The organism is Eubacterium sp. AF34-35BH (genome assembly GCF_003477765.1).
Classification (GTDB): Bacteria; Bacillota; Clostridia; order Lachnospirales; family Lachnospiraceae; genus Eubacterium_G.
In genome coordinates, this window is record NZ_QUDZ01000004.1 from 259,362 (window position 1) to 285,408 (window position 26,047).

23 protein-coding genes and 1 tRNA gene are annotated in these 26,047 nt (G+C 31.6%); 1 reads left to right on the forward strand and 23 read right to left on the reverse strand.

The annotated features are described in order from the left end of the window. Window positions 1-17: 17 nt before the first annotated feature. The 15 genes from hisD to DWZ69_RS06530 form a co-directional block, all read right to left on the reverse strand. The gene (hisD, locus tag DWZ69_RS06460; protein WP_117999628.1) at window positions 18-1,313 is read right to left on the reverse strand and encodes a histidinol dehydrogenase; all 1,296 of its coding nucleotides are present in this window, start codon (window positions 1,311-1,313) and stop codon (window positions 18-20) included. 77 nt (window positions 1,314-1,390) lie between these two features. After that, window positions 1,391-2,032: an ATP phosphoribosyltransferase gene (hisG, locus tag DWZ69_RS06465; RefSeq protein ID WP_118436512.1), complete on the reverse strand. Its 642-nt coding sequence runs from the start codon at window positions 2,030-2,032 to the stop codon at window positions 1,391-1,393. Between the two features lie 23 nt (window positions 2,033-2,055). Further along, window positions 2,056-3,237, reverse strand: coding sequence for an ATP phosphoribosyltransferase regulatory subunit (hisZ, locus tag DWZ69_RS06470; RefSeq protein ID WP_118436514.1), 1,182 nt, complete (start codon window positions 3,235-3,237; stop codon window positions 2,056-2,058). 139 nt (window positions 3,238-3,376) lie between these two features. Next, complete coding sequence (locus DWZ69_RS06475; protein ID WP_117999631.1) at window positions 3,377-3,913, reverse strand: Holliday junction resolvase RecU; 537 nt, start codon at window positions 3,911-3,913, stop codon at window positions 3,377-3,379. A gap of 75 nt (window positions 3,914-3,988) precedes the next feature. Continuing rightward, window positions 3,989-4,969 (reverse strand): RluA family pseudouridine synthase, encoded by a 981-nt coding sequence (locus DWZ69_RS06480; RefSeq protein ID WP_118436516.1) that lies wholly within the window; start codon window positions 4,967-4,969, stop codon window positions 3,989-3,991. Window positions 4,970-5,092: 123 nt separating this feature from the next. After that, window positions 5,093-5,800 (reverse strand): pseudouridine synthase, encoded by a 708-nt coding sequence (locus tag DWZ69_RS06485; protein ID WP_117999633.1) that lies wholly within the window; start codon window positions 5,798-5,800, stop codon window positions 5,093-5,095. Between the two features lie 29 nt (window positions 5,801-5,829). Next, window positions 5,830-6,267 (reverse strand): hypothetical protein, encoded by a 438-nt coding sequence (locus tag DWZ69_RS06490; protein ID WP_243002592.1) that lies wholly within the window; start codon window positions 6,265-6,267, stop codon window positions 5,830-5,832. Window positions 6,268-6,308: 41 nt separating this feature from the next. Continuing rightward, entirely contained in the window at window positions 6,309-6,680 is a 372-nt protein-coding gene (locus tag DWZ69_RS06495; protein WP_199521890.1) for a RidA family protein, read from the reverse strand. Between the two features lie 174 nt (window positions 6,681-6,854). Then, on the reverse strand, window positions 6,855-7,703 hold the full coding sequence (locus DWZ69_RS06500) for a M23 family metallopeptidase (RefSeq protein WP_118436518.1): 849 nt from the start codon (window positions 7,701-7,703) through the stop codon (window positions 6,855-6,857). A gap of 65 nt (window positions 7,704-7,768) precedes the next feature. Continuing rightward, window positions 7,769-9,688, reverse strand: coding sequence for an ABC transporter ATP-binding protein (locus DWZ69_RS06505; RefSeq protein WP_117999635.1), 1,920 nt, complete (start codon window positions 9,686-9,688; stop codon window positions 7,769-7,771). Continuing rightward, window positions 9,688-11,487, reverse strand: a complete 1,800-nt coding sequence (locus DWZ69_RS06510; protein ID WP_117999636.1) for an ABC transporter ATP-binding protein — start codon at window positions 11,485-11,487, stop codon at window positions 9,688-9,690. The genes DWZ69_RS06505 and DWZ69_RS06510 overlap by 1 nt, the downstream gene beginning before the upstream one ends. Before the next feature lie 39 nt (window positions 11,488-11,526). Continuing rightward, window positions 11,527-12,000: a MarR family transcriptional regulator gene (locus DWZ69_RS06515; protein ID WP_158561088.1), complete on the reverse strand. Its 474-nt coding sequence runs from the start codon at window positions 11,998-12,000 to the stop codon at window positions 11,527-11,529. A gap of 144 nt (window positions 12,001-12,144) precedes the next feature. After that, the gene (gene coaE / locus DWZ69_RS06520) at window positions 12,145-12,726 is read right to left on the reverse strand and encodes a dephospho-CoA kinase (RefSeq protein ID WP_117999638.1); all 582 of its coding nucleotides are present in this window, start codon (window positions 12,724-12,726) and stop codon (window positions 12,145-12,147) included. 29 nt (window positions 12,727-12,755) lie between these two features. Further along, window positions 12,756-15,401, reverse strand: coding sequence for a DNA polymerase I (polA, locus tag DWZ69_RS06525; protein WP_117999639.1), 2,646 nt, complete (start codon window positions 15,399-15,401; stop codon window positions 12,756-12,758). Between the two features lie 26 nt (window positions 15,402-15,427). After that, window positions 15,428-15,778, reverse strand: coding sequence for a hypothetical protein (locus DWZ69_RS06530; protein WP_117999640.1), 351 nt, complete (start codon window positions 15,776-15,778; stop codon window positions 15,428-15,430). Window positions 15,779-15,968: 190 nt separating this feature from the next. Between DWZ69_RS06530 and DWZ69_RS06535 the strand changes: the two genes are divergently transcribed. Further along, a tRNA-Leu gene (locus DWZ69_RS06535) sits at window positions 15,969-16,050 on the forward strand. Window positions 16,051-16,408: 358 nt separating this feature from the next. Here the strand turns inward: DWZ69_RS06535 and DWZ69_RS06540 are convergent. From DWZ69_RS06540 to DWZ69_RS06575, 8 genes are all read right to left on the reverse strand, one after another. Beyond that, window positions 16,409-18,013, reverse strand: coding sequence for a chitobiase/beta-hexosaminidase C-terminal domain-containing protein (locus tag DWZ69_RS06540; RefSeq protein ID WP_117999641.1), 1,605 nt, complete (start codon window positions 18,011-18,013; stop codon window positions 16,409-16,411). 105 nt (window positions 18,014-18,118) lie between these two features. Further along, the gene (locus DWZ69_RS06545; protein WP_117999642.1) at window positions 18,119-18,733 is read right to left on the reverse strand and encodes an epoxyqueuosine reductase QueH; all 615 of its coding nucleotides are present in this window, start codon (window positions 18,731-18,733) and stop codon (window positions 18,119-18,121) included. A 47-nt stretch (window positions 18,734-18,780) separates the two neighbouring features. Next, window positions 18,781-19,218 (reverse strand): NUDIX hydrolase, encoded by a 438-nt coding sequence (locus DWZ69_RS06550; protein ID WP_117999643.1) that lies wholly within the window; start codon window positions 19,216-19,218, stop codon window positions 18,781-18,783. A 76-nt stretch (window positions 19,219-19,294) separates the two neighbouring features. After that, window positions 19,295-20,782, reverse strand: coding sequence for a penicillin-binding transpeptidase domain-containing protein (locus DWZ69_RS06555; protein WP_117999644.1), 1,488 nt, complete (start codon window positions 20,780-20,782; stop codon window positions 19,295-19,297). Continuing rightward, entirely contained in the window at window positions 20,715-22,133 is a 1,419-nt protein-coding gene (locus DWZ69_RS06560) for an FtsW/RodA/SpoVE family cell cycle protein (protein WP_117999645.1), read from the reverse strand. Before DWZ69_RS06560 ends, DWZ69_RS06555 begins: the two co-directional genes overlap by 68 nt. Window positions 22,134-22,153: 20 nt before the next feature. After that, window positions 22,154-24,349, reverse strand: coding sequence for a U32 family peptidase (locus DWZ69_RS06565; RefSeq protein ID WP_117999646.1), 2,196 nt, complete (start codon window positions 24,347-24,349; stop codon window positions 22,154-22,156). Window positions 24,350-24,411: 62 nt separating this feature from the next. Next, window positions 24,412-24,810, reverse strand: a complete 399-nt coding sequence (locus DWZ69_RS06570; RefSeq protein WP_022165270.1) for a cell division protein ZapA — start codon at window positions 24,808-24,810, stop codon at window positions 24,412-24,414. 83 nt (window positions 24,811-24,893) lie between these two features. Next, the gene (locus DWZ69_RS06575) at window positions 24,894-26,006 is read right to left on the reverse strand and encodes a hypothetical protein (protein ID WP_117999648.1); all 1,113 of its coding nucleotides are present in this window, start codon (window positions 26,004-26,006) and stop codon (window positions 24,894-24,896) included. Window positions 26,007-26,047 lie beyond the last annotated feature (41 nt).

The window sequence follows — 26,047 nt, forward strand, 5'->3', positions numbered from 1 at the left end:
CTTATTTGATTATCTATTTAGTCATCAAATCTGACTTTAATTGAGTTTGCATGAGCTGTTAATCCTTCAGCCTTAGCAAATTTCTGAATATCCTGACTCATTGGTTCAAGTGCTTCTCTTGAGAATGAAATAATACTTGATTTCTTAATAAAATCATCAACACTAAGTGGTGAGAAGAATTTTGCTGTTCCATTTGTTGGTAAAACATGGTTTGGACCTGCAAAATAATCTCCCAAAGGTTCAGAACTGTATTCACCAAGGAACATGGCACCTGCATTTTTTACTCTTGTCATTGTATCGAACGGATTCTTTGTTAAAATTTCTAAATGTTCTGATGCTATTTCATTTGCTGCATCAATGGCATCATCCATAGTTTCAGCAACAAGAATATAACCATAATTTTCTAAAGATTTTTCCATGATTTCTGTTCTGCTAAGTTCTTTTACAAACTTGTCTACCCACTTTGAAACTTCATTAGCAAGTTCTTCACTTGTAGTAACTAAAATTGCCGATGCAAGTTCATCATGTTCAGCCTGTGAAAGTAAATCAGCAGCAACATATTTTGGATTAGCTGTTTCATCTGCTAAAACTAAAATCTCACTAGGACCTGCAATTGAGTCAATACTTACAAAGCCAAATACTGCTTTCTTTGCAAGAGCAACAAAAATATTACCAGGGCCAACAATTTTGTCTACTTTCTTAATAGATTCAGTTCCGTAAGCTAAAGCACCAATAGCCTGTGCCCCACCAACTTTATAAATCTTATCAACGCCTGCTTCATTTGCAGCAATTAATGTGTTAGGATTAACTTTTCCATCTTTTCCAGGTGGTGTAACCATAACAATTTCTTCAACGCCTGCAACTTTTGCCGGTATAACGTTCATTAAAACAGATGATGGGTAAGCTGCCTTGCCCCCCGGTACATAAACACCCACTCTTGCAATAGGTGTAACTTTCTGTCCAAGTAAAGAGCCATCAGGCTTTGAATCAAACCAGCTATATTGTTTTTGCTTTTCGTGATAAACTTTTATATTATTTAATGATTTTCTAATAATATCTACTAATTCTTTGTTTTCTAATGAATCATACGCTTCCTGTATTTCTTCTTTTGTAACCAAAATATTTTCAGCGTTAATATCCGCACCGTCAAATTTCTTTGTGTAATCAAAAATAGCCTTATCGCCATTTTCTTTTACATTAGAAAGAATTTCATTTACGCTGTCTGCATACTGATCATAGTTGTTAGGACTTCTTTTTAATAAATCCTCTAAAATATTTTTCTTTGAATCTTCATTTAATTTTACAATTCTCATGTATATCACCTTTCCCAAAACAATAATATTTTTGCTATATTGTATTTTTAACTGCAAATCCACTTAGTAATAAATTTTTAATTGTTGATTACTTCCTTTAAATCAGCAATTATTTTTCTAATTCGTTCATCTTCCATTTTCATGCTTACCTGATTAACTACCATTCTGGCTGATAATGGACAAACTTCTTCTAAAACACCTAACCCGTTTTCTTTTAGGGTTGTACCTGTTTCAACAATATCAACTATTACTTCTGACAAACCTACAATTGGTGCAAGTTCTACAGAACCGTTAAGTTTGATAATTTCTACAGTCTGATGTTTTTTATTATAAAAATAATCTTTGGCAATCTTTGTGTACTTTGAAGCCACACGAATCATACCGTGATTATTAAGCAATTCCCTTGCTGATTCAGGTCCGCATACACACATTTTACACTTTCCAAAGCCTAAATCCAATACTTCATATAATTTTCTGTCTTCTTCTAAAATTGTGTCCTTTCCAACAATACCAATGTCCGCCGCACCATATTCAACATAAGTAGGTACGTCACTTGCCTTTGCTAAAAAGAAACGTAATTTCAATTCTTCGTTAACAAAAATTAATTTTCTTGTTTTTTCATCTTTCATTTCTTCGCACTGGATACCTATTTTTTCAAATATTTCCATTGCTGTCTTTGCTAATCTGCCCTTTGCTAGAGCGAAAGTTAAATATCTCATTTTATCTCCTATAATCTTATGCCTTATTCGTTAATATATGTTACTTTTGTAGCACCATCCTCTGTCTTAAACTGCTTATATTCTTCTATGTCAATGTTTTTTTTCTTTAACATTAATTCAGTTTTGACACCTTTATCTCTTAATTCAGTTGCGTACACAAATGCTTTTTTTCTATATTTGGGTTCATAAATTACTACTTCATATTCGTAATCTGTTTTTTCGTTTTTACCACTGTGTGCAATAAGAATCTGGTCCATATAAATTGCAAAACCAATGGCTGATGCGTTTTTACCAAACTGTGCTAAAAGCTTATCATATCTTCCACCTGCAGCAATTGGTTCACCTGTTCCATAAGTAAAACCTTTAAAAATAATACCTGTGTAATAACCATAATTGCTAAGAGATGCTAAATCAAAACTAATATATTTTGTCACACCATATTCTTCTAATATAGCATATAATTTTTCTAATCTTCTAATTGCATCTAATGCTTTCTTATTAGTTGTTAAAGTCTTTGCTGTATTTAACACTTCTACTGAACCGAAAAGTTCAGGTAACTTTAACATAGCATTTTTTACTTCTCCAACTACAATATTTTCATCAAGAATTTCTTCTACACCAAAGTCGTTCTTATTAACAATCATTTCTCTTAATTTTTCTTCTGCTTCTTCATCAAGGCCGCTTTCTTCAATTAAACCATTGTAAAAATCTACATGACCGATTTCTACAAGAAATTCTTCAAGGCCTGAGGCTTTCAATGATTCAACAACTAAGGCTATCATTTCAGCATCTGCTTCAACAGAATCATCATTAATTAATTCGCAGCCAAGCTGTGTGTTTTCTTTTAATTTTCCCTGAAGTTCAGAATTGTTTACGTATGTATTTGCATTGTAACAAAGCTTAATTGGAACATTCACGTCCATATAATATTTTGCTGCAAGTCTTGCAATTGAAGGAGTTATGTCAGGTCTTAAAACCAATGTATTACCTTCTCTGTCAAAGAACTTATACAAATTCTTTGAAGCAACAGAACCTCTTTCTTTATTAAAAATATCAAAAAATTCAAACGTAGGTGTTTGAATGTTATGATATCCATATAAATTAAATACCTTGTTAATGTTATTTTCTATTGTTAATTTTACAGCACATTCTTTGCCATAAACATCTCTTACTCCAACAGGAGTATGTAATAATGCCTTACTCATAATTCCTCCAGTATATTTCGTTTTCGCTTTAGTGTTGTAAAGTGGTAATTCGTTACTATGTTAGTGAGTTGAAATTAATTTTACAACAATCTAAATTTTATGTCAAGTTAGTTATTTCCTATATATTAATTATATCTTTTTAGTTATCTCTTAGAGATAAATCTCTTTGAATCCCTTCTAAATAATGTACTGGTGCTCCCGGAGCACTTTTTAAAATAAACTCTTTATCAATTTCTTCAAATCTGAAACTTTTTCTACCACCATTTATGCTTCTCTCATAAAAAGCCTTAATTTGTGTAAAAGGCAAATAATAAATTTCGTTTCTATGGGAATAAAATAATATAATAAAGGATATGCCACCCTGTTCTTCAAAATCTTCCATAAACTTAACCTGATGCTCATGAATATTCATCATTGGAAAAGTATCAACAGCGCACTCTTTAGCATCAAAACAAATTGGAATTCCTTGAACAGCTCCAATATAGTCAACTGTACTTTGCTTTTCAAAATAAGCTAATGTAATATGTCTAGTTTGCTGATCTATTTTTACGGGAGTAATAGGTGTTGGTATTTTCTGAATCAAAGCAAGCTTTTTATCTCTATAATTTTCATTTGTCATATTAATCATGTCTTCAAGAGTTGAACCTCTAAGACCTCTAGACGACCAAGTACCCATTTTTCTTCCTTTCTCTATTCAAAATTGTTCATATATAAATAAAAATTTCGTTACAATCTGTTCTGTTTGGTTTCGTTATTTGTTTTGAAAATCAATGAAATTTGCATATTCTTTTGAAGGTCTTGCCACAAAAGTTTTGTATGATAAATTCCTGCAACTACCCTCTACCTTTTCAAAAATCAACTGCCATGAATGTAACATTTGATTTTTTATACCATAGGTTTCTTTGTATTTATCGTTAATCTCTTTTTTGCCATATTTGTAATCACCAATAATCGGATGATTAATTGAAGCCAAATGCGCTCTAATCTGATGTGGCTTGCCTGTAACAAGTTTTACTTTAAGAACTGTAATTCCAGCCTGTTTAAATCCCTTCTTATATTCTAAAGGCTCATAAGCCGTTTCAATATAGTCACCATTATTTTCAGCCTGTGAAATTGTAACCTTGTTTGTTTTGCTATTCTTACTTAAATAACCTTTTATGGTCATGGACGAATCAACATATCCACTTACAACAGCTAAATAATACTTATCCATTGTACGTTCCTTGAACATTTTAGACATTATCTGTAATCCTTCCAATGACTTTCCGGCGACAATTAAACCACTTGTATTTCTGTCTAATCTGTTACAGACTGCCGGTTTAAAAGTTTCTAAGTTCTGCTCTGTTATCTGACCTGAATTTACTAAATAAGAAATAACGTATTCATTTAAAGACACATCGTTGTCATTTGCTTTTTGGCTTAACATTCCTGCCGGCTTATTTATGAATAAAACATTGTCATCTTCATATACAATATCTAACTTAACAGGCTTAACTATATTAGTTTTATGCTCACCTTTAAATTTTGCAATGGTGTCCTCAGCCATAAAAATTTTAATACTATCTTTTTCTTTTAGCTTATCTTTTCCATCAGATTTTTTTCCATTAAGAACTATATTTTTCTTTCTAAGCATTTTGTATATAAAACTACTTGGAGCTTCCTTAAAATACTTAAAAAGAAATTTATCAAATCTCTGTCCTGCCTGATTTTTTTCTATAATAATTTCTTTCATTTAAATTCCTTATTTTTATATTCTAATCTTATACATTGCTATTTTTAATTAAACCTATCTGCCAGATATCTCATATTATGATTTGCATTTCAGCTAAACCTTTTATGAAACAACTTTAATTGTTTAATTATCCTTATGTTTTAGTAAAAAATTAATTTCATCTTTACTTAATTCTCTATATTCTCCCGATGCCAAATCATCATCTAAAACCAGCGGTCCCATTTCCAAACGTTTTAAGTAAGTAACCCTTAGGCCGAAATGCTTAAACATTCTCTTTACCTGATGATATTTTCCCTCTGTTATTGTAACATAAGCTTTATTTTCATCTATTATTTCAAGGAGTGCCGGCTTTGTATTGTTCTTTAAGCCAATATCAAATCCATTCTTGAATTCATCAATATATTCTTTTCTTATTTCTCCATCTGTTTCCACATAATATTTTTTTGAAACATGCTTGTTAGGAGAAAGTAGACAATGGGATAATTCCCCATCATTTGTTATAAGCAATAAGCCTTCTGTATCTTTGTCTAATCTACCAACCGGAAACAAACCCTTCTTAGGCTGGACATCCATAATATCAATAACCGTTGTATATTGAAAATCTGACACAGCAGTAACTACGTCCTTTGGTTTGTTTAACATATAATAATAAAATCTATGATAATTCAAATCCAAACCATCTAAATTTACAACGTCTTCTTCCTCATTTATATGAGTTTCCGGTTTATTTACCGTAATATTATTTACTTTTACTTTGCCTTTTTTTATTAATTCTTTTGCCTGACTTCGTGAGCCAATTCCAAGTGTGGTTAAATATTTATCTAATCTCATAAAACACCAAAATGCGCTAAGCTTTATGCCTAGCGCTTATTTACCTTGTTATATAATTCAACAATTTTATTGCTTTGTTCCTTTGTGATTTTGATTTTAGGAGAATTGTCATCTGTTGTATTTTTATTTTCAACAATTAAACATGTACAGTTCTTTTCAGGTGTATGTGTGTGAAAAGTTCCTTTCTTAACATTGTACAATTTCAATGGTTCTAATTTAATGGCTTCTATTTCTCCAATTTCATCACCATTTCCACCAAGAAATAATGTAAAATCCCCTTCTAAAACAACAAAAATTTCATCTGTTTCATTATGCTTTTGCATATTATCAATTCTATCTGGTTCAAGTTCATCAATATATCTTAATTCAGCGACTCTCCAACTTTCAAAATCGATTAATGGTAAATAGCCTTCACCATTAAAACTTGAAACCTCCAATGTGTCATTAAACATGTTTTCCTTCTTCATATAAAAGTTTCTCCTATATCCTTAATTTCAAAAATTATAAATTATATTTCTGCAATAACTTCTACTTCACATAAAACATTCTTTGGTAAAGTCTTTACAGCAACACAGCTTCTTGCAGGTTTTCCTGTAAAATACTTTCCATAAATTTCGTTAAATGCTCCAAAATCATCCATGTTATCTAAAAAGCAAACAGTCTTTACAGCATTTTCATAAGTTGCTCCAGCTTCTTTCAAAATAGCTCCAAGGTTCTTCATAACCTGTTCTGTCTGTTCTTCTATTGTTGTTCCAACAATTTCACCTGTTGCAGGATCAAGTGCAATCTGACCTGATGTAAATAATAAATTTCCTGTCTTTACAGCCTGTGAATATGGTCCAATAGCTGCAGGTGCATTATTAGTATTTAATTTTTCCATTATAAATTACCTTCTTTCTTTTAAACTAATAGTATTTTACACTTTATATTAATTTATATCAAGACACATACTGAATTAATATAAATTTTTATGCATATATAAACATATTATTCAAATGTTTTATGACCACACTATGGCATTTATTTAATTTTTTAAGCTTTGTGACATTTCTTTTCAATAATTTGCATAAAGTATACAATTTTCCAAATATTTCAAAATATAATATGGATTTACACTTAATTCCTCATAATTATCAGTTTTAATATATATGCCAAAATGCAAATGGACATCGAACTTGCCTTCTGTGCCAATACTTCCATAACCGGTATTACCCATATAGCCCAGCAATGTTCCGGCTTTTACCACAGCTCCTTTTTTTATATTTGAAAAACAGGACAAGTGTGCATAATAAAAATAACCGCCATTATCGCTTCTAATTCCTACCCTGTAGCCGCCTTTTGGTAGCCACCCTATATTTTCCACAATTCCATCTGTAGAACTTATTATGGGATAAAAACCTGATACATTATTTTCTGCCATAATATCGCAACCTTCATGTTTATATTTTCCCATAAAATTTCTGCTTTCACCAAAGCCGTTCTCATAGCCAACCCAGTAATTTGTATTTCTGCCTTTTGCTACCGGAAAATATTTTAAATCATTGTATATTGCAGAGAAAGCTTTTAATAATTTATAATATTCCTCTTTGTTATTAAAAACAAATTGCTTTCTTATTCTTTTAATATTATTTCCATCTACCTTCGTTTTTCTCAAAGAATAATCATTCAGTAAATAATTAGCTGTTATAAATTCGCTAAAATCTCTATTACTGTTTAATGAATTTTCCTTTAACTCCTTTAAGACTTTTTCATTTATGTAAGGATTCCTAAATTTATTACTTTCTACAATATTTTTTTCTATAGTAAAGGATTTACTAATTATTTTGTTGTAAACTAAAACATTTCCAATAGCAAAAACTATCACTAACACAACAATGTTTATTTTGTTAATTTTCATACTCATAAAACTATCCAAACCTAAAAAGAACACTCACATTTTAATATATGCAAGTGTTCCTTAAAACTATATTATTTTGAGTTTCCTGTTTGAAGTCTGTAATATGTTCCTTTTTGTTCCATTAATTCATCGTGACTACCACGTTCAATAATTCTTCCCTGTTCAAGTACCATAATACAATCACTGTTCTTTATGGTTGAAAGTCTGTGGGCAATAACAAATGTTGTACGACCTTCCATTAAGGCATCCATACCCTCTTGTACAATTCTTTCAGTTCTTGTATCAATACTTGATGTAGCTTCATCTAAAATTAATGCAGGTGGATTAGCAACAGCTGCTCTTGCAATAGCAAGTAACTGTCTTTGACCTTGTGAAAGGTTTCCACCATCACCTTTAATTAAAGTATTGTAGCCTTCAGGTAATCTTCTAATAAAACTATCGGCATTAGCTAATTTTGCAGCAGCTATTACTTCTTCATCAGTTGCATCTAGCTTACCGTATCTGATGTTTTCCATAATTGTTCCTGTAAACAAATGTGTATCCTGTAAAACAATACCAAGGGAACGTCTTAAATCATCTTTTTTGATTTTATTAATATTGATTCCATCATATCTGATTTTTCCATCCTGTATGTCATAGAATCTGTTAATAAGGTTTGTAATAGTTGTTTTTCCAGCACCTGTTGAGCCTACAAAAGCAATTTTCTGGCCAGGTTTTGCATATAATTTAACGTCATGTAAAACAATCTTGTCATCGTTATATCCAAAATCAACTCCATCAAATACAACTTCCCCCTTCATTTCCTTATAGGTTGTTGTATTATCTTCCTTATGGTAATGCTTCCAAGCCCACATACCTGTACGTTCCTTACATTCAACGATTTCGCCGTTTTCTTTTTTACAACGTACTAATGTAACATAACCGTCATCAACTTCGGGTTCTTCTGTAAGAAGTTTAAATATTCTATCAGCACCTGCTAATGCCATAACAATACTGTTCATCTGCATTGTAACCTGATTAATTGGTTGGGCAAACTGCTTATTATATTGCAGGAAACTTACCAAAGCTCCCGGAGATAAAGTAAAGCCCATAAATCCGTTAATTGCAATAACAGCACCAAAACATGCACATAAAACATAACTTAAGTTACCAAGCTGTGCATTACAAGGTCCTATTACATTTGCAAATTTATTTGCATTATTAGCTGAATGATAAAGCTTATTATTGATTTCATCAAATTCTTCTATTGCCTCATCTTCATGACAGAAAACTTTTACAACTTTCTGACCTGCCATCATTTCTTCAATATAACCATTTACAGCACCTAAGTCCTTCTGCTGTGCCAGGAAAAATCTACCTGAAAGACTTGTAAGCTTCTTTGAAACAAACATCATTAAAGCAACCATAATAATTGTGAGTATTGTTAATGGAAAACTTAATGTAATCATGGCAACAAGTACACTTACTACAGTAATTACACTATTAATAATCTGTGGTAAAGACTGACTTACCATCTGTCTTAATGTATCAATATCATTTGTATACATTGACATAATGTCCCCATGTGCATGTGTGTCAAAATATTTAATTGGAAGTGACTGCATGTGGTTAAACATTTCTATTCTTAAGTCTTTTAATGTTCCCTGTGTAACAAAAACCATTATTTCAGACTGTGCAAAGGTTGCTATAATACCAATACCATAAAAAACACCAACTCTACCCATGGCACCAAGAAGTGGTCCAAAGTCGTTACTGCCTTTTGTTATCATTGGTAAAATGTATTGGTCAATTAAAGCCTTCATAAACCATGTTCCCTGAACATTTGCCAAAACGTTTGTAACAATACATATAAGAACAATAATTAAATGTGGTGCATAATGCTTGCCCATAAACTTTAATATCTGGCCCATTATTCTAAATGGATGATCAATTTTCTGTCTAGGTCCCATCTGATGTTTTCCAGGACCCTTAACTGTTTTTGGCTGTGCCATTACATTTCACCTCCATTCTTGTCAAAATCACCATTATCGTTTGTCTGCTGTAAATAAACTTCTCTATAAATTTCGTTATTGTCTTTTAGATAATCATGTGTGCCTATTTCATTTATTTTTCCATCGTCCATAACAATGATTCTGTCTGCATCCTGAACTGATGAAATTCTCTGTGCAATAATAATTTTTGTTGTGTCAGGAATTTCTTCCCTAAAAGCTTTTCTGATTTTTGCATCTGTAACTGTATCAACAGCACTTGTTGAGTCATCCAAAATCAAAATCTTTGGATTCTTTAGTAATGCTCTGGCAATACATAGACGCTGCTTTTGACCACCTGAAACATTGGTACCGCCCTGTTCAATATGTGTATTATATTTATCAGGCATTCTTTCAATAAATTCATCTGCACATGCTAATTTACAGACTCTAATACACTCTTCATCTGTTGCCTCAGGATTTCCCCATCTAAGGTTATCAAGAATACTTCCTGTAAATAAAACATTGCTCTGTAGCACAACACTAACTTCCTGTCTTACAGTTTCCAAATCGTAAGATCTAACATCTTTTCCGCCAATGCTAACATAACTTTCGATTGGTTCTTCACCATCTTTTACCGCCTGCTCTTCAATGTCATATAATCTACTGATTAAGTTTACCAAACTTGACTTAGCACTACCTGTACCACCAATAATACCTATTGTTTCACCTGACTTAATTTTAACATTAATATTTTCAAGTATTGGTTTTTCGCTTTTACTGTTATATCTAAATGTTACATTCTTAAATTCAATACTTCCGTCAGGTACATCAAAGTCAGGGTCTTCTGGATTTGTAATGTCAGGCTTTTCATTTAACACTTCTACAATACGTCTTGCACTTGCCATAGACATTGTAATCATTACGAATACCATTGATAACATCATAAGATTCATAAGAATGTTCATACAATAAGCAAGCATTGATGTTAAGTTACCTGTTGTAAGACCAAGTGCTGCGTTATTACCACTTGCCACTATCATGTGTGCTCCAACCCAGCTGATTAACAATATACATGTATATACTGTTGTCATCATTACCGGATTGTTTAAAGCAACAATGCCTTCAGCTTTTACAAACATTTTGTAAATAGCTTCGCTGGCTTTTCCAAATTTTTTCTTTTCATGGTCCTCTCTAACGTACGCCTTAACAACTCTCATGGCTGTTACATTTTCCTGAACGCTTTCATTTAAGGCATCGTATTTCTTAAATACCTGATTAAAATATTTAAAAGCGAACTTAATAATTAATGCACAAATACAACCTAAAATAATAACAGCAATTAAGTATATAGATGCTAATCGTGGGGATACCGTAAATGCCATAATCATGGCAACAATCAAACTAAATGGAGCTCTAACAGCCATTCTAAGTATCATCTGATAAGCATTCTGCATATTTGTTACATCAGTTGTCAGTCTTGTAACCAAACCTGCTGTGCTGAACTTATCAATATTAGAAAAGCTAAAAGTCTGTATGTTTTCAAACATTGCTTTTCTTAGGTTTCTTGCGAAGCCGGCTGAAGCATTAGCTCCAAATACACCACCAAGGTATCCGGAAATTAAACCTGCAATTGCAAGAACAATCATTATACATGCTGTTCTGTAAATACTGTTTAAATCACCTGAACCAATCGAATCAATAATTGTTGCCATCAAAAGTGGTATAAAGTTTTCAACAATTACTTCTGCTAACATGGCAATAGGTGTAAGAATGGATACCAGTTTAAATTCTTTAATCTGTTTTCCTAATGTCTTTAACATTTTAATCTATCCTCCTACTTAAATTCTTCATATAAAAATTTACTTTCTAATTGTTTTATGTAAACATTTTAAATCTTCTTCGTTAAGCTGACTGTCATCTAATAAATTGGCATACAATCTTTCAAGAAAGTTTTCCAATTTGTTTTTTTCATCATCATTGAAACCCTTAACCAGGATTTCTTCTGTTTTAGATTTATATAAATCTAACTTTTCCTTAATACCGTATGCTTCTTTCGTAACATAAATATTTTTGAATTTCTTGTTATCCTCATCTATTTTAATGTCAATTAAATTTTTGTCCTTCATTCTATTTAAAATTCCTGACATGGTAGAATGCTTAACTTCAAATTCCTGACACAAACATTTCTGTGTTACTTTCTGGTCGGGATGATGTAATAAATACATTAATACATGCATCTGACTGTTAGTTAATCCACTCTTTTCTAAATTGCGGTCCATACGCAATTTAAATAACCTATCAATACGTTTAATCTGATGACCTAAATCCTCCATAAAAATTCTCCTTAACATAATAAAAGAGCTACGACATGTAGCACGCTACATATCGTAACTCTTTTTAATATTATAGTCAATATATTTTTTTATTTTTCAGTTAAATAATATAACAACCTATAAATAGATTATAAATCAAACTATTTATATACAGGCGCTTGTATTAAGGATTAAATCAATCTGTTCCCTTGTGTTTTCTTCTGAATATGAATTGTCAATAAATTCATCAGCCACTTTATTATATTCTTCATCAGCCGGCTGACTTTCAATAACACTGATACACTTTTCTTTAGAGTAACCTCTTGTCTGTATTAGTCGTTTAATTCTTGTATCCCTGTTACAAAAAACAAACCAAAGTTCGTCACAATATTGTTCAACTCCGGAACCTAATAAAATTGCTGACTCTACAACTATAATTCTGTTTTTGGATGACTTAATTCTTGAGACAATTTCCTTAACAGCTCCAGGGTGGGTAATACTGTTTAATTTTTCAAGTTGTTCCTTGTTATTAAAAACAATCTCCGCAAGTTTTTTGCTATCAATTTTATTATCAGCTATGACTTCAGGAAATGTTTTCACAATTTCATTGTATACATCATTTCCGGGAAGCATAACTTCTTTTGCCACCTTATCTGCTTCAATTATGTTTGCCTCATAGTTATTTTCCAAATAGTTAAGTACCGTTGACTTACCTGAGCCAACGCCTCCCATCACACCAATAATCATTTTTTATATCCTTCGTTATCTTTTATATTTTAATGAGCTTCATCCCAATTGTTTCCTACTTTTGCTTCAACAAGAAGTGGTACTTCAAGATTTGCTGCCTGAGACATTTCATTTATTAAAATATCTTTTACCTGTTCCACTTCTTCCTTTTTTGCCTCGATTAAAAGTTCATCGTGAACCTGTAGAACAATTCTTGATACTAAATTGTTATTTTTTAAGGCTTTGTCCACATTAATCATGGCAATTTTCATAATATCTGCAGCAGTTCCCTGAATTGGGGCATTCATTGCTACTCTTTCACCAAACTGTCTTCTCATAAAATTAGACTCTTTTAATTCAGGAATAGGTCTTTTTCTGCCAAACATTGTAACAGAATAACCTTTTTCTTTTGCACTGTTTACAGAATTATCTAAGAACTGCTTAATGCTCGGATAACTTTCAAAATAATTGTTAATGTACTGCTGTGCTTCTTTTTTGCCAATTGATAAATCCTGACTTAAACCAAAAGAACTTATGCCATAAACAATTCCGAAGTTTACAGCTTTTGCATTACTTCTTTGTGTTTTAGTAACTTCTTCAATTGGGACACCAAAAACAAGTGAAGCTGTAGCAGCATGTATATCTTTTGAATGTTTATAGGCATTAATCAAATTAGCATCACCTGACATATGGGCTAAAATTCTAAGTTCAATCTGAGAATAATCGGCATCTACAAATACGCACCCTTCTTTTGGAACAAAAACTTTTCTTAGCTGTCTGCCAATTTCTGTTCTAACAGGAATATTTTGTAAATTAGGTTCTGTACTGCTGATTCTTCCTGTTGCAGTAATTGTCTGGTTAAATTTTCCGTATATTCTGCTGTCATCTTTTATAAAAACACTTAATCCATCTGCGTAAGTAGATTTCAACTTAGTTAATTGTCTATACTCCAGTACATCTTTAACAAATGGATAATCCGGTTCTAATTTTTCCAAAACAGAAGCTGATGTGGAAAAACCTGTTTTTGTTTTCTTACCACCTGGTAATCCCATTTCTCCAAAAAGTATTTCACCTAGCTGTTTTGGTGAATTAATGTTAAATTCGTGACCGGCACTTTCGTAGATTTTCTTTTCTAAATCAGCAATTTTGATACCAAGTTCATCGCCATATTTCTTTAAGGCCTCACCATCAACTTTTATACCAATGTTCTCCATGTTAAATAAAGCAATTGATAAAGGTTTCTCGATGTTATTGTATACAGCCTCCATTTCCAATTCTTTTAATTTCTCCTGAACAGGCTGAAAACCTTTATAGAAAATAAATGCGTTATAGCAGGCATATCTCATTTGATTTTCAACTATTTCAATAGATGGTGTTTCCTTCTTTTTTGTCTTTGGAAAAATTTCCTCATAAGTTGGAACTGTCATTGAAAGATAGTCCCTTGCAACATCATCATAATTATAAGAATGACCATTTGGATTAATTAAATATTGCATTAAACCTAAATCTTCAAGATTTATATATTTTTCATCAACTAATGATGTTTCAAAAAGATTATTGTTCTCTTTTATATCAGTTGTGTAAATCTTTGTTTTATCAACCATTTCTTTTAACTTATCTTTGATATATTCTTTTGTAATAAATCCTACTACCGGTATATAATATATTTTTTCTTCACTTAAACATAAACCTATACCGAAAATATCAGTTTCATTTAATATAAATAAGCCTACCTGCTCACTGTTATTTATACATTCGTTAAAAATTTCTTCTGCTTCAACGTAATCATTAACTAATTTAAAATTCTCCTCTATGTCCATTGATGCTGAAACATTAGAAAATCTTGATATCATACTCTTTAATTCAAGTTCTTTTATTATGTCTAAAGCTTCTTCTGTATAAATATCTCCAAAAACACACTCTGACGGTTTAACACCTACAGGTGATTCAATATTAATTGTTGCCAAAACTTTACTCATTTTTGCCAATTCGAAATGATTAATTAAGGCATTTCTGTTTCTTGTGTTTGAAATTTCATCTGCGTGTTCTAATGCATTTTCAATTGAACCAAACTGAGAAATAATGGCAGTAGCTCCCTTTTCTCCAATTCCCGGCACACCCGGTATGTTGTCAGAAGAATCCCCCATTAAAGCCTTTACGTCAATAAATTCAAAAGGTGTCACCTTATATAAAGCCTTTACGTCTTCTGTATTATATCGTTCAATTGTTGTTTGACCTTTTTTTGTTTTAGGAATACAAACAGTTATTTTTTCAGATGCAAGCTGCAATAAATCCCTGTCACCGGAATAAATGCACACATCCATACCTTCTTTTTCACCTTCTTTACACATAGTTCCTATTACATCATCTGCTTCATAACCCGGAAGTTCAATTACCGTAATATTCATTTTCTTTAGCAAATCCTTGATAATTGGAACCTGCTCCCTTAATTCAGGTAACATAGGTTTTCTTGTTCCTTTATACTCCTTAAACATTTCATGTCTGAACGTTGGCTGATGAACATCAAATGCAACTGCAAAATGAGTTGGCTGCTCGTCATCTATAAATTTAAACATCATATTAAGGAAGCCGAATACTGCATTAGTATGTACTCCTTTTGTATTTCCAAATAAAGGAACTCCGTAAAAAGCCCTGTTTAATATACTGTGTCCGTCAATTAATAATAATTTATTCATGTCTACCTCGTTTTAAATAATATTTGTTAAAATAAAATAATTTTCACTATAACATAGGAAAATGTGGAAAGAACAATTGCTAAAATGGCAATAATTGAAATTCGTGCAGCTTTTTTATAGGACTTTTGCCTTTGTAAATATTCATCATAGTATTCAATTAAATCCTGCAATTCTTCCTCTGCCTTCTTCGTCTCCTCACCCTCAAAAGGAGCCGGCACATCTTCCAAACCTCTATGTATAGTATAATACAACTGTAATTCTTCCATACAATCTTTGCATTCTTTTGCATGACTGAGAAAATCTTCTAAATCTTCTGAATATTCAATTCTATCAAAAATAAAATCATTTATTTTCTCCTGAAACACTTCGCAATTCATATTTACCCTCGTTTCATCTTACATTTATTCGCTCATTTTGTACTTTTTTATTTAAAATCCAATTGCTCATTTTGTTTTTATTCAATTCAAATCTCATTTTTCTTTTTTAAGCTAATTAAAAATTTTTCTGAAATCAATTATACATTTTTATTGACATTTATACAACAAAATGATAAGATTTTTATTGCTTGCGGATATGGCGGAATGGCAGACGCATCAGACTCAAAATCTGACGCCCATAAAGCGTGTGGGTTCAAGTCCCACTATCCGCATTGATTAACACCACATAATGTGGTGTTTTTTTATGTAATAAGAAACGTTCCACTAGGGATGTACACTCGCGTGAAAGGAAAAATGTTCCACTAAGAACGCACCCTGGTGTAATAAAACAATAGTTACATGATAACACGCACTCAGGTTATACATTAATGCAAAAAAGCCAATTTCTACTGTAAATCATAATACAATTAACTATATTCAACAGTTTTAATTGTATTGCTACTTACATAGAAATTGACTTTTTTTAGTTTCTTTTATTTTGACTTTTTTTAGTAACTGTTTTTTTATTATTCTTGCTAATTTTTCTCTGCATATTTGAACAATTATTGAAAACAATGTAATATCTTTAAATTAATCCAAACTGTAAGAACCACCATTATACTTTACTCCATACACGGTACCCGATTCGCACGATACTGCATATGACTGTGAAGACACACTCTTTCCATCCTTGTCCTCAATTTCACAATTAATAATGTAGTATTCTTCTGAAGAGATTTCAGTTATCTTTTTATATTCCAAATAACCTACATCACCGTTTTCAAATTCACCATAATTATTTTCAAATTTACCATTTGAAACAAGATAATCTGTAAGGCTATTAGATGCCTGACTATAAGATATTCTCTTAGGTACATAATTATATGCTCTTGTAACAACTGAGCTTGTTATACCCTGATCATCTATTGCAACAAAACAGTAAATAGAATTCTTTTTTGGAATTTTGATTGGCTCTGTATATAACTGACTTTTCTTTGTTGGAGTTGTACCATCTGTTGTAAAATATACACTGCAACCACTATCAGCAGTTACGGTAATCTTCTCCTGAGTCGAGTATTCACCACTTTTCAAATCTACTGTAGGCTCATTTATTTTCTTAAATTCTAATATATACTTGTAGGCTGCTTCTTTACTTTTCTTTTTGTTTTTGTCAACCGAATATGCTCTTAAAGTATATGTTCCTTCTGTTGCAAAAGAAATTGTACCTGAATATTTTTTTCTTGAAACACTGTCACTTGGATCTGAACCATCTGTTGTATAGTAAATCTTTACATCATCACTGGCACTTAGTTTCACTTCTATTGGTTTATCATAAGTTCCTGCCTTTACGCTGGCTGATGGAACTGTGCCATCAAAATTCTCCAACTCTTTTCTTAAATTTGCAGGTGCAGAATTAACTAATGTTTTGATGTTCGAATCCATGTCATTATTCTGATAAAGAACAATCAGTTTCTTATAATAGTCAATATTCTGATTATCAACGTCAATTAAATATTCAAGATATTTCATTTCTTCTTCATCATATTTCCCAAGAATTTCGTCTACCTGACAAACCTTTTCATAGGCTTTAATTTTCTGTTCTTTTGTAAAAGCATTACTTGAAGCTAAAATATACTGAGACTTGGCATACTCATAATTTTCTTCTTTGTAATATTTTTCACCAATATTATAATATTTGTCAAACTTACCTGTCATAATTGATTTCTTGACAGCTAATGTTCCCACAGATGTTGCTGCCATTAGTACAATTATCAAAACAATTAAACCAAGTACCTTCTTCTTTGACATTTTCTTCTTAGGTGCCTTTTTCTTTGAAATATTCTTTTTTGTTGTGTTCTTTTTAACTTTATTGCTACTTGAGTAATTATGTGAAGCACTTTTGTAATTATGCTGTTTAGAGTGGGATATGTAAGAGTCATCAAATTCCTCTAAATCCTCTTCAACCTCATCATCTAACTTCTGTATTTTATAACTACTCTTCTTATTTTCGTTTTCACTATAACCTTCTCTGCCGGACTCTATTTTAATACCGGCAAAAATATCTTCTTCTGTATTATCTATTTTATCTATTGATGTTTGTGTAATATCACTATGAAAGCTATTGATTTTTGTACCACATTTTCTGCAAAACATAGCATTATCATCACACTCACATCCACAATTTGGACATATCATATTTTAATTCCTTTCTGTTTTGAAAATATAATATTTACAGCCTAGAATATATCATATAATATTCTATCTTTCAAATATATATTTTGTCTATATATTATACTAATTTCATTCATCCCTTTTAGAGAATACACAACCACAAAAATTTTGTCTATACAAATTATGTTCTTTTGACAACTCAATAGATCTCTTATAACCGTTTTTCTTTTTAAAATCAGAAAATAAATAATCTATATTATACTTTTCAGATATTTCTTTTCCAATTTCATTTAATTTCTGTGCGTTTTTAAGGGGACTAATTGACAGAGTTGTTGTAAAATAGTCGTACCCGTTATCCTTTGCATACTTTCCGGAAAATTCCAATCTTAACCTATAGCATTTAAAGCATCTTTCGCCACCTTCTTTTGCTTTTTCATATCCTTTTACATATTCATAAAATTCTTTAGAATCATAATTAGCAATAATGGGTTTTACACTATGTTGAAATTCCATTTCATTTATAAATCTGATTAACTCTTCTGCTCTATGATTATATTCCTCTGTTGTTGAAATATTAGGATTATAAAACAACACATCTATCTCAAAATATTTAGACAAATATTCTAACACATAACTACTGCAGGGTGCGCAGCAGGCATGAAGAAGTAATCTTGGAGTTTTATTTTCGTTAATATTATTCTCTATTGTCTTTTCAAGTTCTTTTTGATAATTTGTTTTGTTCATTTATTATCACACTTTCATATAAAAGATAAGACAGGATATGCCCTGTCTTATCTTTTGTTCTTTTTCTTATTTAATTCTAAATATTGCTTATAAGCTTTCTTGAGTATCATTCTTTCATTTGGAAATTTCAACAAATGATACGCTTCAATATACTTATAATATCCAGAATCGTAAAAATATTCTTCGCGCTGTGGTTTACTATAAAAGCTATTAGAAGACATTAGGTACCAATGCACCTCTTTTTCAACAATATCTCCAGGAATATTAAATGTATATTCGCTTTTTCCCACATACTCATTAATTTTTGCACTTACGCCGGTTTCTTCTTTCACCTCACGTAAGGCAGTTTCTTCATGAGTTTCTCCCAGTTCAACTGTTCCTTTTGGAAGAACCCATCCTTCATACCTATTCCGAAAATTTTTGTATAAAAGTAATATTTTATTTCTATATATAACCACACCGCCACAACTGACCGCCTTTTCCATAGGTTGTCCTCCTGTTTTGTAGTGTGTTAAATTACTTTTAGTATACAGTAATAGAGATATCATTGCAATATTTCATCTAATTAAAATATTCATCAAATACTTCTTTTGCGCAATTTACTGCAGAGTTGCTTCCTTCCGGCATATTTTCTAAAACTACTGCAATTGCAACTTTCTTTTTGCCTTTCTTTGCATAGCCTACAAACCATGAATTAACATTGTCTTTTTTGTCAACTTCTGCAGTACCTGTTTTACCGTAAGCTGTATAATCTGAATAAGCCATCACTTTACCTGTACCGTATTCACAAACAGCTCTCATATATTCCTGTAACTGCTTTGCCTGTGCCTTTTTCATCAAACGCTTATATTCTGTTTGTTCTGTGGATTTAACCACAGTTCCATTACTGTTTTGTACGTGGTCTACAATATAAGGTTTCATTAAAACACCATTATTTGCAATAGCTGACGCAATCATTGCCATATGAGCCGGTGATACCGTTGTTTTACCCTGGCCTATACTTGTCTGTGTAATATCAAACTGCGAAGACTTCTTTGTTAGTGGAAAAACACTTTCGTTATAATCCATATCCAATGGCAATTCCTGATTAAACAATAACTTCTCTGCTGTCTTTCTAAACTTTGACACATTAAGTTCATTACCAATTGTTGAAAATGCGCTGTTACATGAATATGCAAAAGCGTGTGTTAAATCTACACTATAATGGGCTGTTCCGTCAAAACATTTAATTGAAAAATTATTAAAGGTTGCCTTACCATTACAATTATAAGAAAAATCAGAATAATTCTTATTTTCTTTCATGTATTCTAATGTAGTAATAATTTTAAAAATCGAACCCGGTATATATTTACCCTGTGTGGCCCTGTTTACTAATCGTGAGTCACTTGAATCAGATGTGATTTTATCCCATATATCATCTATACTTTCAGGATCATAAGATGGTCTTGAAACCATTGCTCTAATTTCTCCTGTATTAGGATCCATTACAAAAACTGCTCCTTTATACCCTGAAAGACTGTTATATGCAGCTTTTTGTGTGCTAACACTTAAAGTTGTATACACATCACATCCCCGCTCTTCTGTGTCAGAGAAATCATCAATAATCTTCTGCACTGCTGAAGTCTGAGATGACAATAAATCATAATTGCACATTTTTTCCAAACCATACTTTCCATGTGTGGTTATTCCTATTGCATGAGAAAAAATCTTACCGTATGGATATTTTCTTTCATCGTCAGACAAATCTGTCTCTGTCCCTTTCGTATCAGTATAAGCAAGTCTTTTTTTACTTTTACTGTAAATAGTGCCTCGCACTACTTTAGATGCACTTCCATCAATTCGTCTGTTGTATGTATTATTAATAATCTTTGGACTTTGATTAACAACAAAATTAGCATAAAAACCTATCATAAATACAAAAATAAGCGAAATTACTACAGTTGTAACCATTGCCTGTCTATTAAGTTTTTTTCTTTCTATTTTAGCGTATTTTGATTTCCTGCGTTCTATCGAGGCCTTGGATTTCCTGCGTTCTTCTTTCCTTGACATGTCTTGCTCCTTTTTCTGTTACTCTTCTTCTTGTGGACTTTTGCGCCGTTCCCACAATTGCCAACCCTTGAATAATTGCAAATACAATCAGCGTACTTAGAATCGAACTTCCACCATAACTTAATAATGGGAATGTAACACCTGTTGATGGAATCATGTTAATTGCCCCGCCAACTGTAACGATAATCTGTACTGCATACTGCATTCCTAAACCAATACATACCAACTTGTTAAACAAACTTATTTGCTGCATAGCTGTATTTAAAAAGGCAACAAAACATGTTAAACATAACAAAAGTAAAAGTATTGCAAATATTGCACCAAGTTCTTCACCAATAGCTGAGAAAATAAAATCCTGATCTACAACCGGTACATCTTTTGGTCTGCCCTGATATAATCCTGTACCAGTTAAGCCACCATTACCCAGCGCAAACAAAGACTGGGTTACCTGAAACCCTGTATCCCCGGGATCAGCCCAAGGATTAAGCCAAACGCTCACTCTAACTCTAACATGAGCAAAAACCTTGTATGCGAAAACTGAGGCAATGGAAAGTCCTGCAAAGCAGATGAAAATATAGCCTACTTTTCTTGTGCCAACATAAATCATAAAAACATAAATCATAAAGAATATTAATGCACTACCTAAATCTCTTGAGGCTACTAGCAATAACACATGGGTACCAGCCATTATGGCTGATAAAACCACGTTTTTAAAACTTGTTGATTTACTTAACAAGCCTGCAATAAAGAAAACAAAAATTATTTTCACAAATTCTGATGGTTGGAAAGTAAAGAATTTTCCAATTGGTATTGCAAGCTTAGCTCCATTATCTGTTTTACCTACAGCTAAAACCAATGCCAGTAAGGCTATCCCCACAAAACAATAAATCCATGTAAATGATTTCCATAATTCATATTTGCTCATTAAATAAGGCACAATTAGTGACAGCATCGTTACCACAGCTACGATTACAAACTGTCTTATGCTATTGGCAAACTTTAATCTTGCTAACATAATAAAACCGATTGTCAATAACATGCACATATTACTTAAAATTGCTTTATTAATATTAGGATAAATGATTGGAAAAATTCCCAGCACAACTATCAAATAACAAAGTTGTGCACCTCCTAATATTATTACTCCTATTTCCGTAGTATCCTGTTGGTTCATGTAAATTGTCGCAATCCCCAAAAAATACGTTAGAAATATTATTCCATTTTGTCTTTGAAAAATACCTGACGCCTTGTATGGATTCTTACATCTAAGTGCACTAAAGCATTCCCATACGTAAAAAAACATAAGTAAAATAAAAAGGTATTTTGTCACAATAATTAAAAATGTACTCATTTTTCAATCTCCATATTACTCTACAGAACTCCTCTTTTAAAATGTCCCCTAGTGGAATCTGTTTTATCAATGATATTCTTATTATATAAAAATGAATCAATATAATCTTTAGCTATATTTTTCACTTCATCCTGAGATTCAATTGTAAAATTCAATCTGATTGTCTGAGGACTTAATTTGTTAATATTATCCCTATATCCTAACAAAGATAAAGGTTTGCAATTATACATTAAATTATAACAGTAATCGCATACACACTTTATATTAAATATATTATTTAATCTGTCTTTAATTCCATATATATCATTGTTCTTTCTACAATTGTCTACTGTTTTTAAGCAACAGTTGGCAGAAATCATTGTAGGTATATAACCATAAGCAACAAAATTCTCACCCTCACAACCGCGCTCTCTTAATTCTGCATAATTAAGTTCTAACGGGCTTGTAGTTGTTATGTGATTATCACAATAATATTTTTTCGAAATACTGTTATACGCATAAACATTATAATCAAAAACATAAAGAGTTTCCATCTTTTTTTCTTTCAAATAGAAATATTCCTCTATATTTCTTATTAAAAATCCGTCAAAATTCTTTAATGCTTCACCAAATTTAGCATTAAACTTTTTAACGTCCTGTTTTCTAAAAACATACGGCATTGCCAAATATACTTCTTTTTTTACGCGTTTGCATTGCTCAATTATATCACTTATGTCATTAGAAAACAAAAACTCTTCCAAATATACTTTTGAAATTTCTTTAAATGATAAAACGACATTTAATTGTTTCTTGTTAGAAACCATTGCTACAAAATCATATTTTCCATCATTATCATTATAATTATTAATTTCTAACGAGTCTTTTTGTTCAAATAATATATTCTTTCCTTCCGTTTCCTCTATGGTTCTATTATATTTAACTATAATTTCATTGTATGTTTTTTCAATGAAATCACGTCTTAAATTATTCAATGCTCCAACAGGTACGAATAAATTTCCATCTATATTTATTGATAAACTCCTGAATTTAAAATCTGTGTTTCCGAGTTTACTTAATTGTTTAATAACTGTTTCTTTAGTTATCGGCTTATTTTCAGCAATAAACGGTACCTGTCCTTGTGCTACAACCTTCTTATGATTAATCGTTGTACTAATTTCTATAGGATAGTTTTCCTTTATTACTACAGTTGCATCTAATAGATATTTTTTTCTTTCTTTTAAATATTTTTCTCTAATATAACTAATATATTCTGTATTTTCTAATCTAAAGGATGGCTTCTTTAAAGAAATCATGTTCCTTCCATTATGTTGTTTAAAATAACTTTCATTAAAACCATTCCTGTTAAATAAACCCCATAATTTCTGTAAATCTGATTGTTCTACTTTATATCGTATTTGGGAATTTTCCTGAGTCTTCAAATATAAATCAACATATTTTCTGTAAATACTTACCACTCCCGCAACATACTCAGGTTTCTTCATTCTGCCTTCTACTTTCAGTGAATACACACCACTTTCTATTACTTCCGGCAGAATTTTTAATGTACAAATATCTTTTGGACTAAGTACATATTTTTCATTCTTTTTATTTAATACTTTTCCGTTTAATATAACATCATACTCCATTCTGCAAGGCTGGGCACATTGGCCTCTGTTTCCGCTACGACCACCTATAAAACTACTTAGGAAACACTGGCCTGAATAACAATAACATAAAGCTCCATGAACAAAACTTTCGATTTCGAGATTTGTCTTTTGATGTATATCTGATATTTCATTTAAAGAAAGTTCTCTTGGTGTGACAATACGTGACACGCCAAGTTTTTTCAGATATTCAACTGTCAAATCACCGAAAATTGTCATCTGGGTACTTGCATGAATATGCATCCCTGGAAATTTTTCTTTTATAAACAATAATACTCCTATGTCCTGTACAATAACGGCATCCAACCCATTAGTATACAGCGGAAGTAAATAATTATATAGTTTTTCTTTTATTTCATTATCTTTTACTAAAGTATTAACTGTTAAATAAATCTTTCTATTAAATAAATGTGCATACTGTATTGCACTTATTAATTCATCCTCCGATAAATTATTTGCATTAGCTCTTGCTCCAAATAATTCTCCACCGGTATATACTGCGTCAGCTCCGGCATTTATGGCTGCTATAACGCTTTCATAATTTCCACCCGGTGCAAGTAACTCAACTAACATAAATTTCTCCTATAACTGTTTTATTAGTAAGAAACGACCAGGCCGAAGCCTGATCGTTTAATTTACTTTTCAAGTTCTGTCTGAAGTTTAACAATCTCTTTTTCGAGATTCTTAATTTTTTCAAGAGCTTCATCTAATTCTTTAGTTGCTGTCTCAGCTTTTGAATCTGAAACTATCAACTCATGTTTTAAATCGTATACTTCTTTTTCCTTTAGTTCTAAATCACCTTCAAGCATGTCTGCCTGTTTTTTTGCTTTAAAATAATCATTTGCTATATTAATTTCAAGAAGTATTCTCTGCATATCCATATTCTGCATACGATAGCTTTCATTCTGTTTAAAGTCCTGTATCATATTATTGATATATGTAGCAACCTTCTGTAGATACGCTTCACTTTCAAATCCACCTATATTGTAAATCTTCCCATCAATAATAACATCCACATAGTTCTTTGATGACATAATTATCTCCTTGTACTAAAATCATTGATTATAATATCACAAAATCTTTTAAATTAAAAGAAGTATGTAATTTATCACTTTAATTATTTAACCTTAATGCTCTTTGCCTTTGACCATACTGTGTATCCAGCCCTTGTTTTAACTCTTGTTCTAACATAAATCTTCTTCTTTGATTTAATCTTCTTACCTGTTAATTTAACAGTGTTCTTCTTTGAAGCAACTTTTGTCTTTGAGCTAAAGTTCTTCTTTGCTGAATACTGGAATTCGTATGACTTAGCGCCTTTTACCTTTGAAGCTGTAGCCTTAATGTAAGCTTTCTTAGCTTTCTTTGTCTTAAGTTTTGGAGCCTTTGATGTTGCAACTGGATTTCCTGCGACTACCTTAAAGTCTTTAATTTCAACCTGACCGCTCATGTCGTTTTCATCTGGGAATTCTTTTAAGAAAGCACCCATAGCAAACATAAAGCCCATTGTTTTCTGCTTATACTTAATTGTATCACCAGGTACTGTAACCTTAGCTGTAACTGTAACATAGTCATCATTTCTGCTGTCTAATTTAATCATGTTCTTGAAATCCTTTGTGTTTGAAAGAACATTTGCTCCCTTATATGTAGCCTTAACAGCATAAAGCTTTTCTGATGGATCTCCGTCCTTTGTGTTATTTCTGTAAGCTTTTAAATGAACATGCTTAATGTAGTTCATCTTACCTGTTCCTACATTGTATCCTGTTCCATCTTTACGTTTCTTTGTCTGTTTAATTTCATTCTTTAATGTTGACTTAATCTTAAATGAAATTGTGTAAGTACGTCCTCTATCAATGTTAAGGATTTTCTTTAATGTAACACCCCAAGGGTTGCTCTGTACTACAGTTCCCATTGGTGTCCACTGAGCACTATAACCTGTACTTGTAATGTTAAGTAATGCATCTCCGTTTGTTGAAGCTGCAGCAAGCTTAGCATTTTCGCCATAGCTCTTGAAAGCGTCCTTCTTGTTGTTATAAACCTGACCATCTTTCTTTAATTCATCTTCCCATTTTCCACCATCTTCTCTAGTGTGAATTGAAAAAGCCTGCCACTTAACTCCGTTAGAGATATCTGTACCTGTTTTAACTGCGGCTGGTACTGTACCGACCATTCCTACTACCATTGTTAAAGATAATGCAACGGCAGAAATCTTTTTGAAAAAATTCTTTCTCATTTTATACACCCTCCTAAAAAATTTCATCTCTTTTATATTAC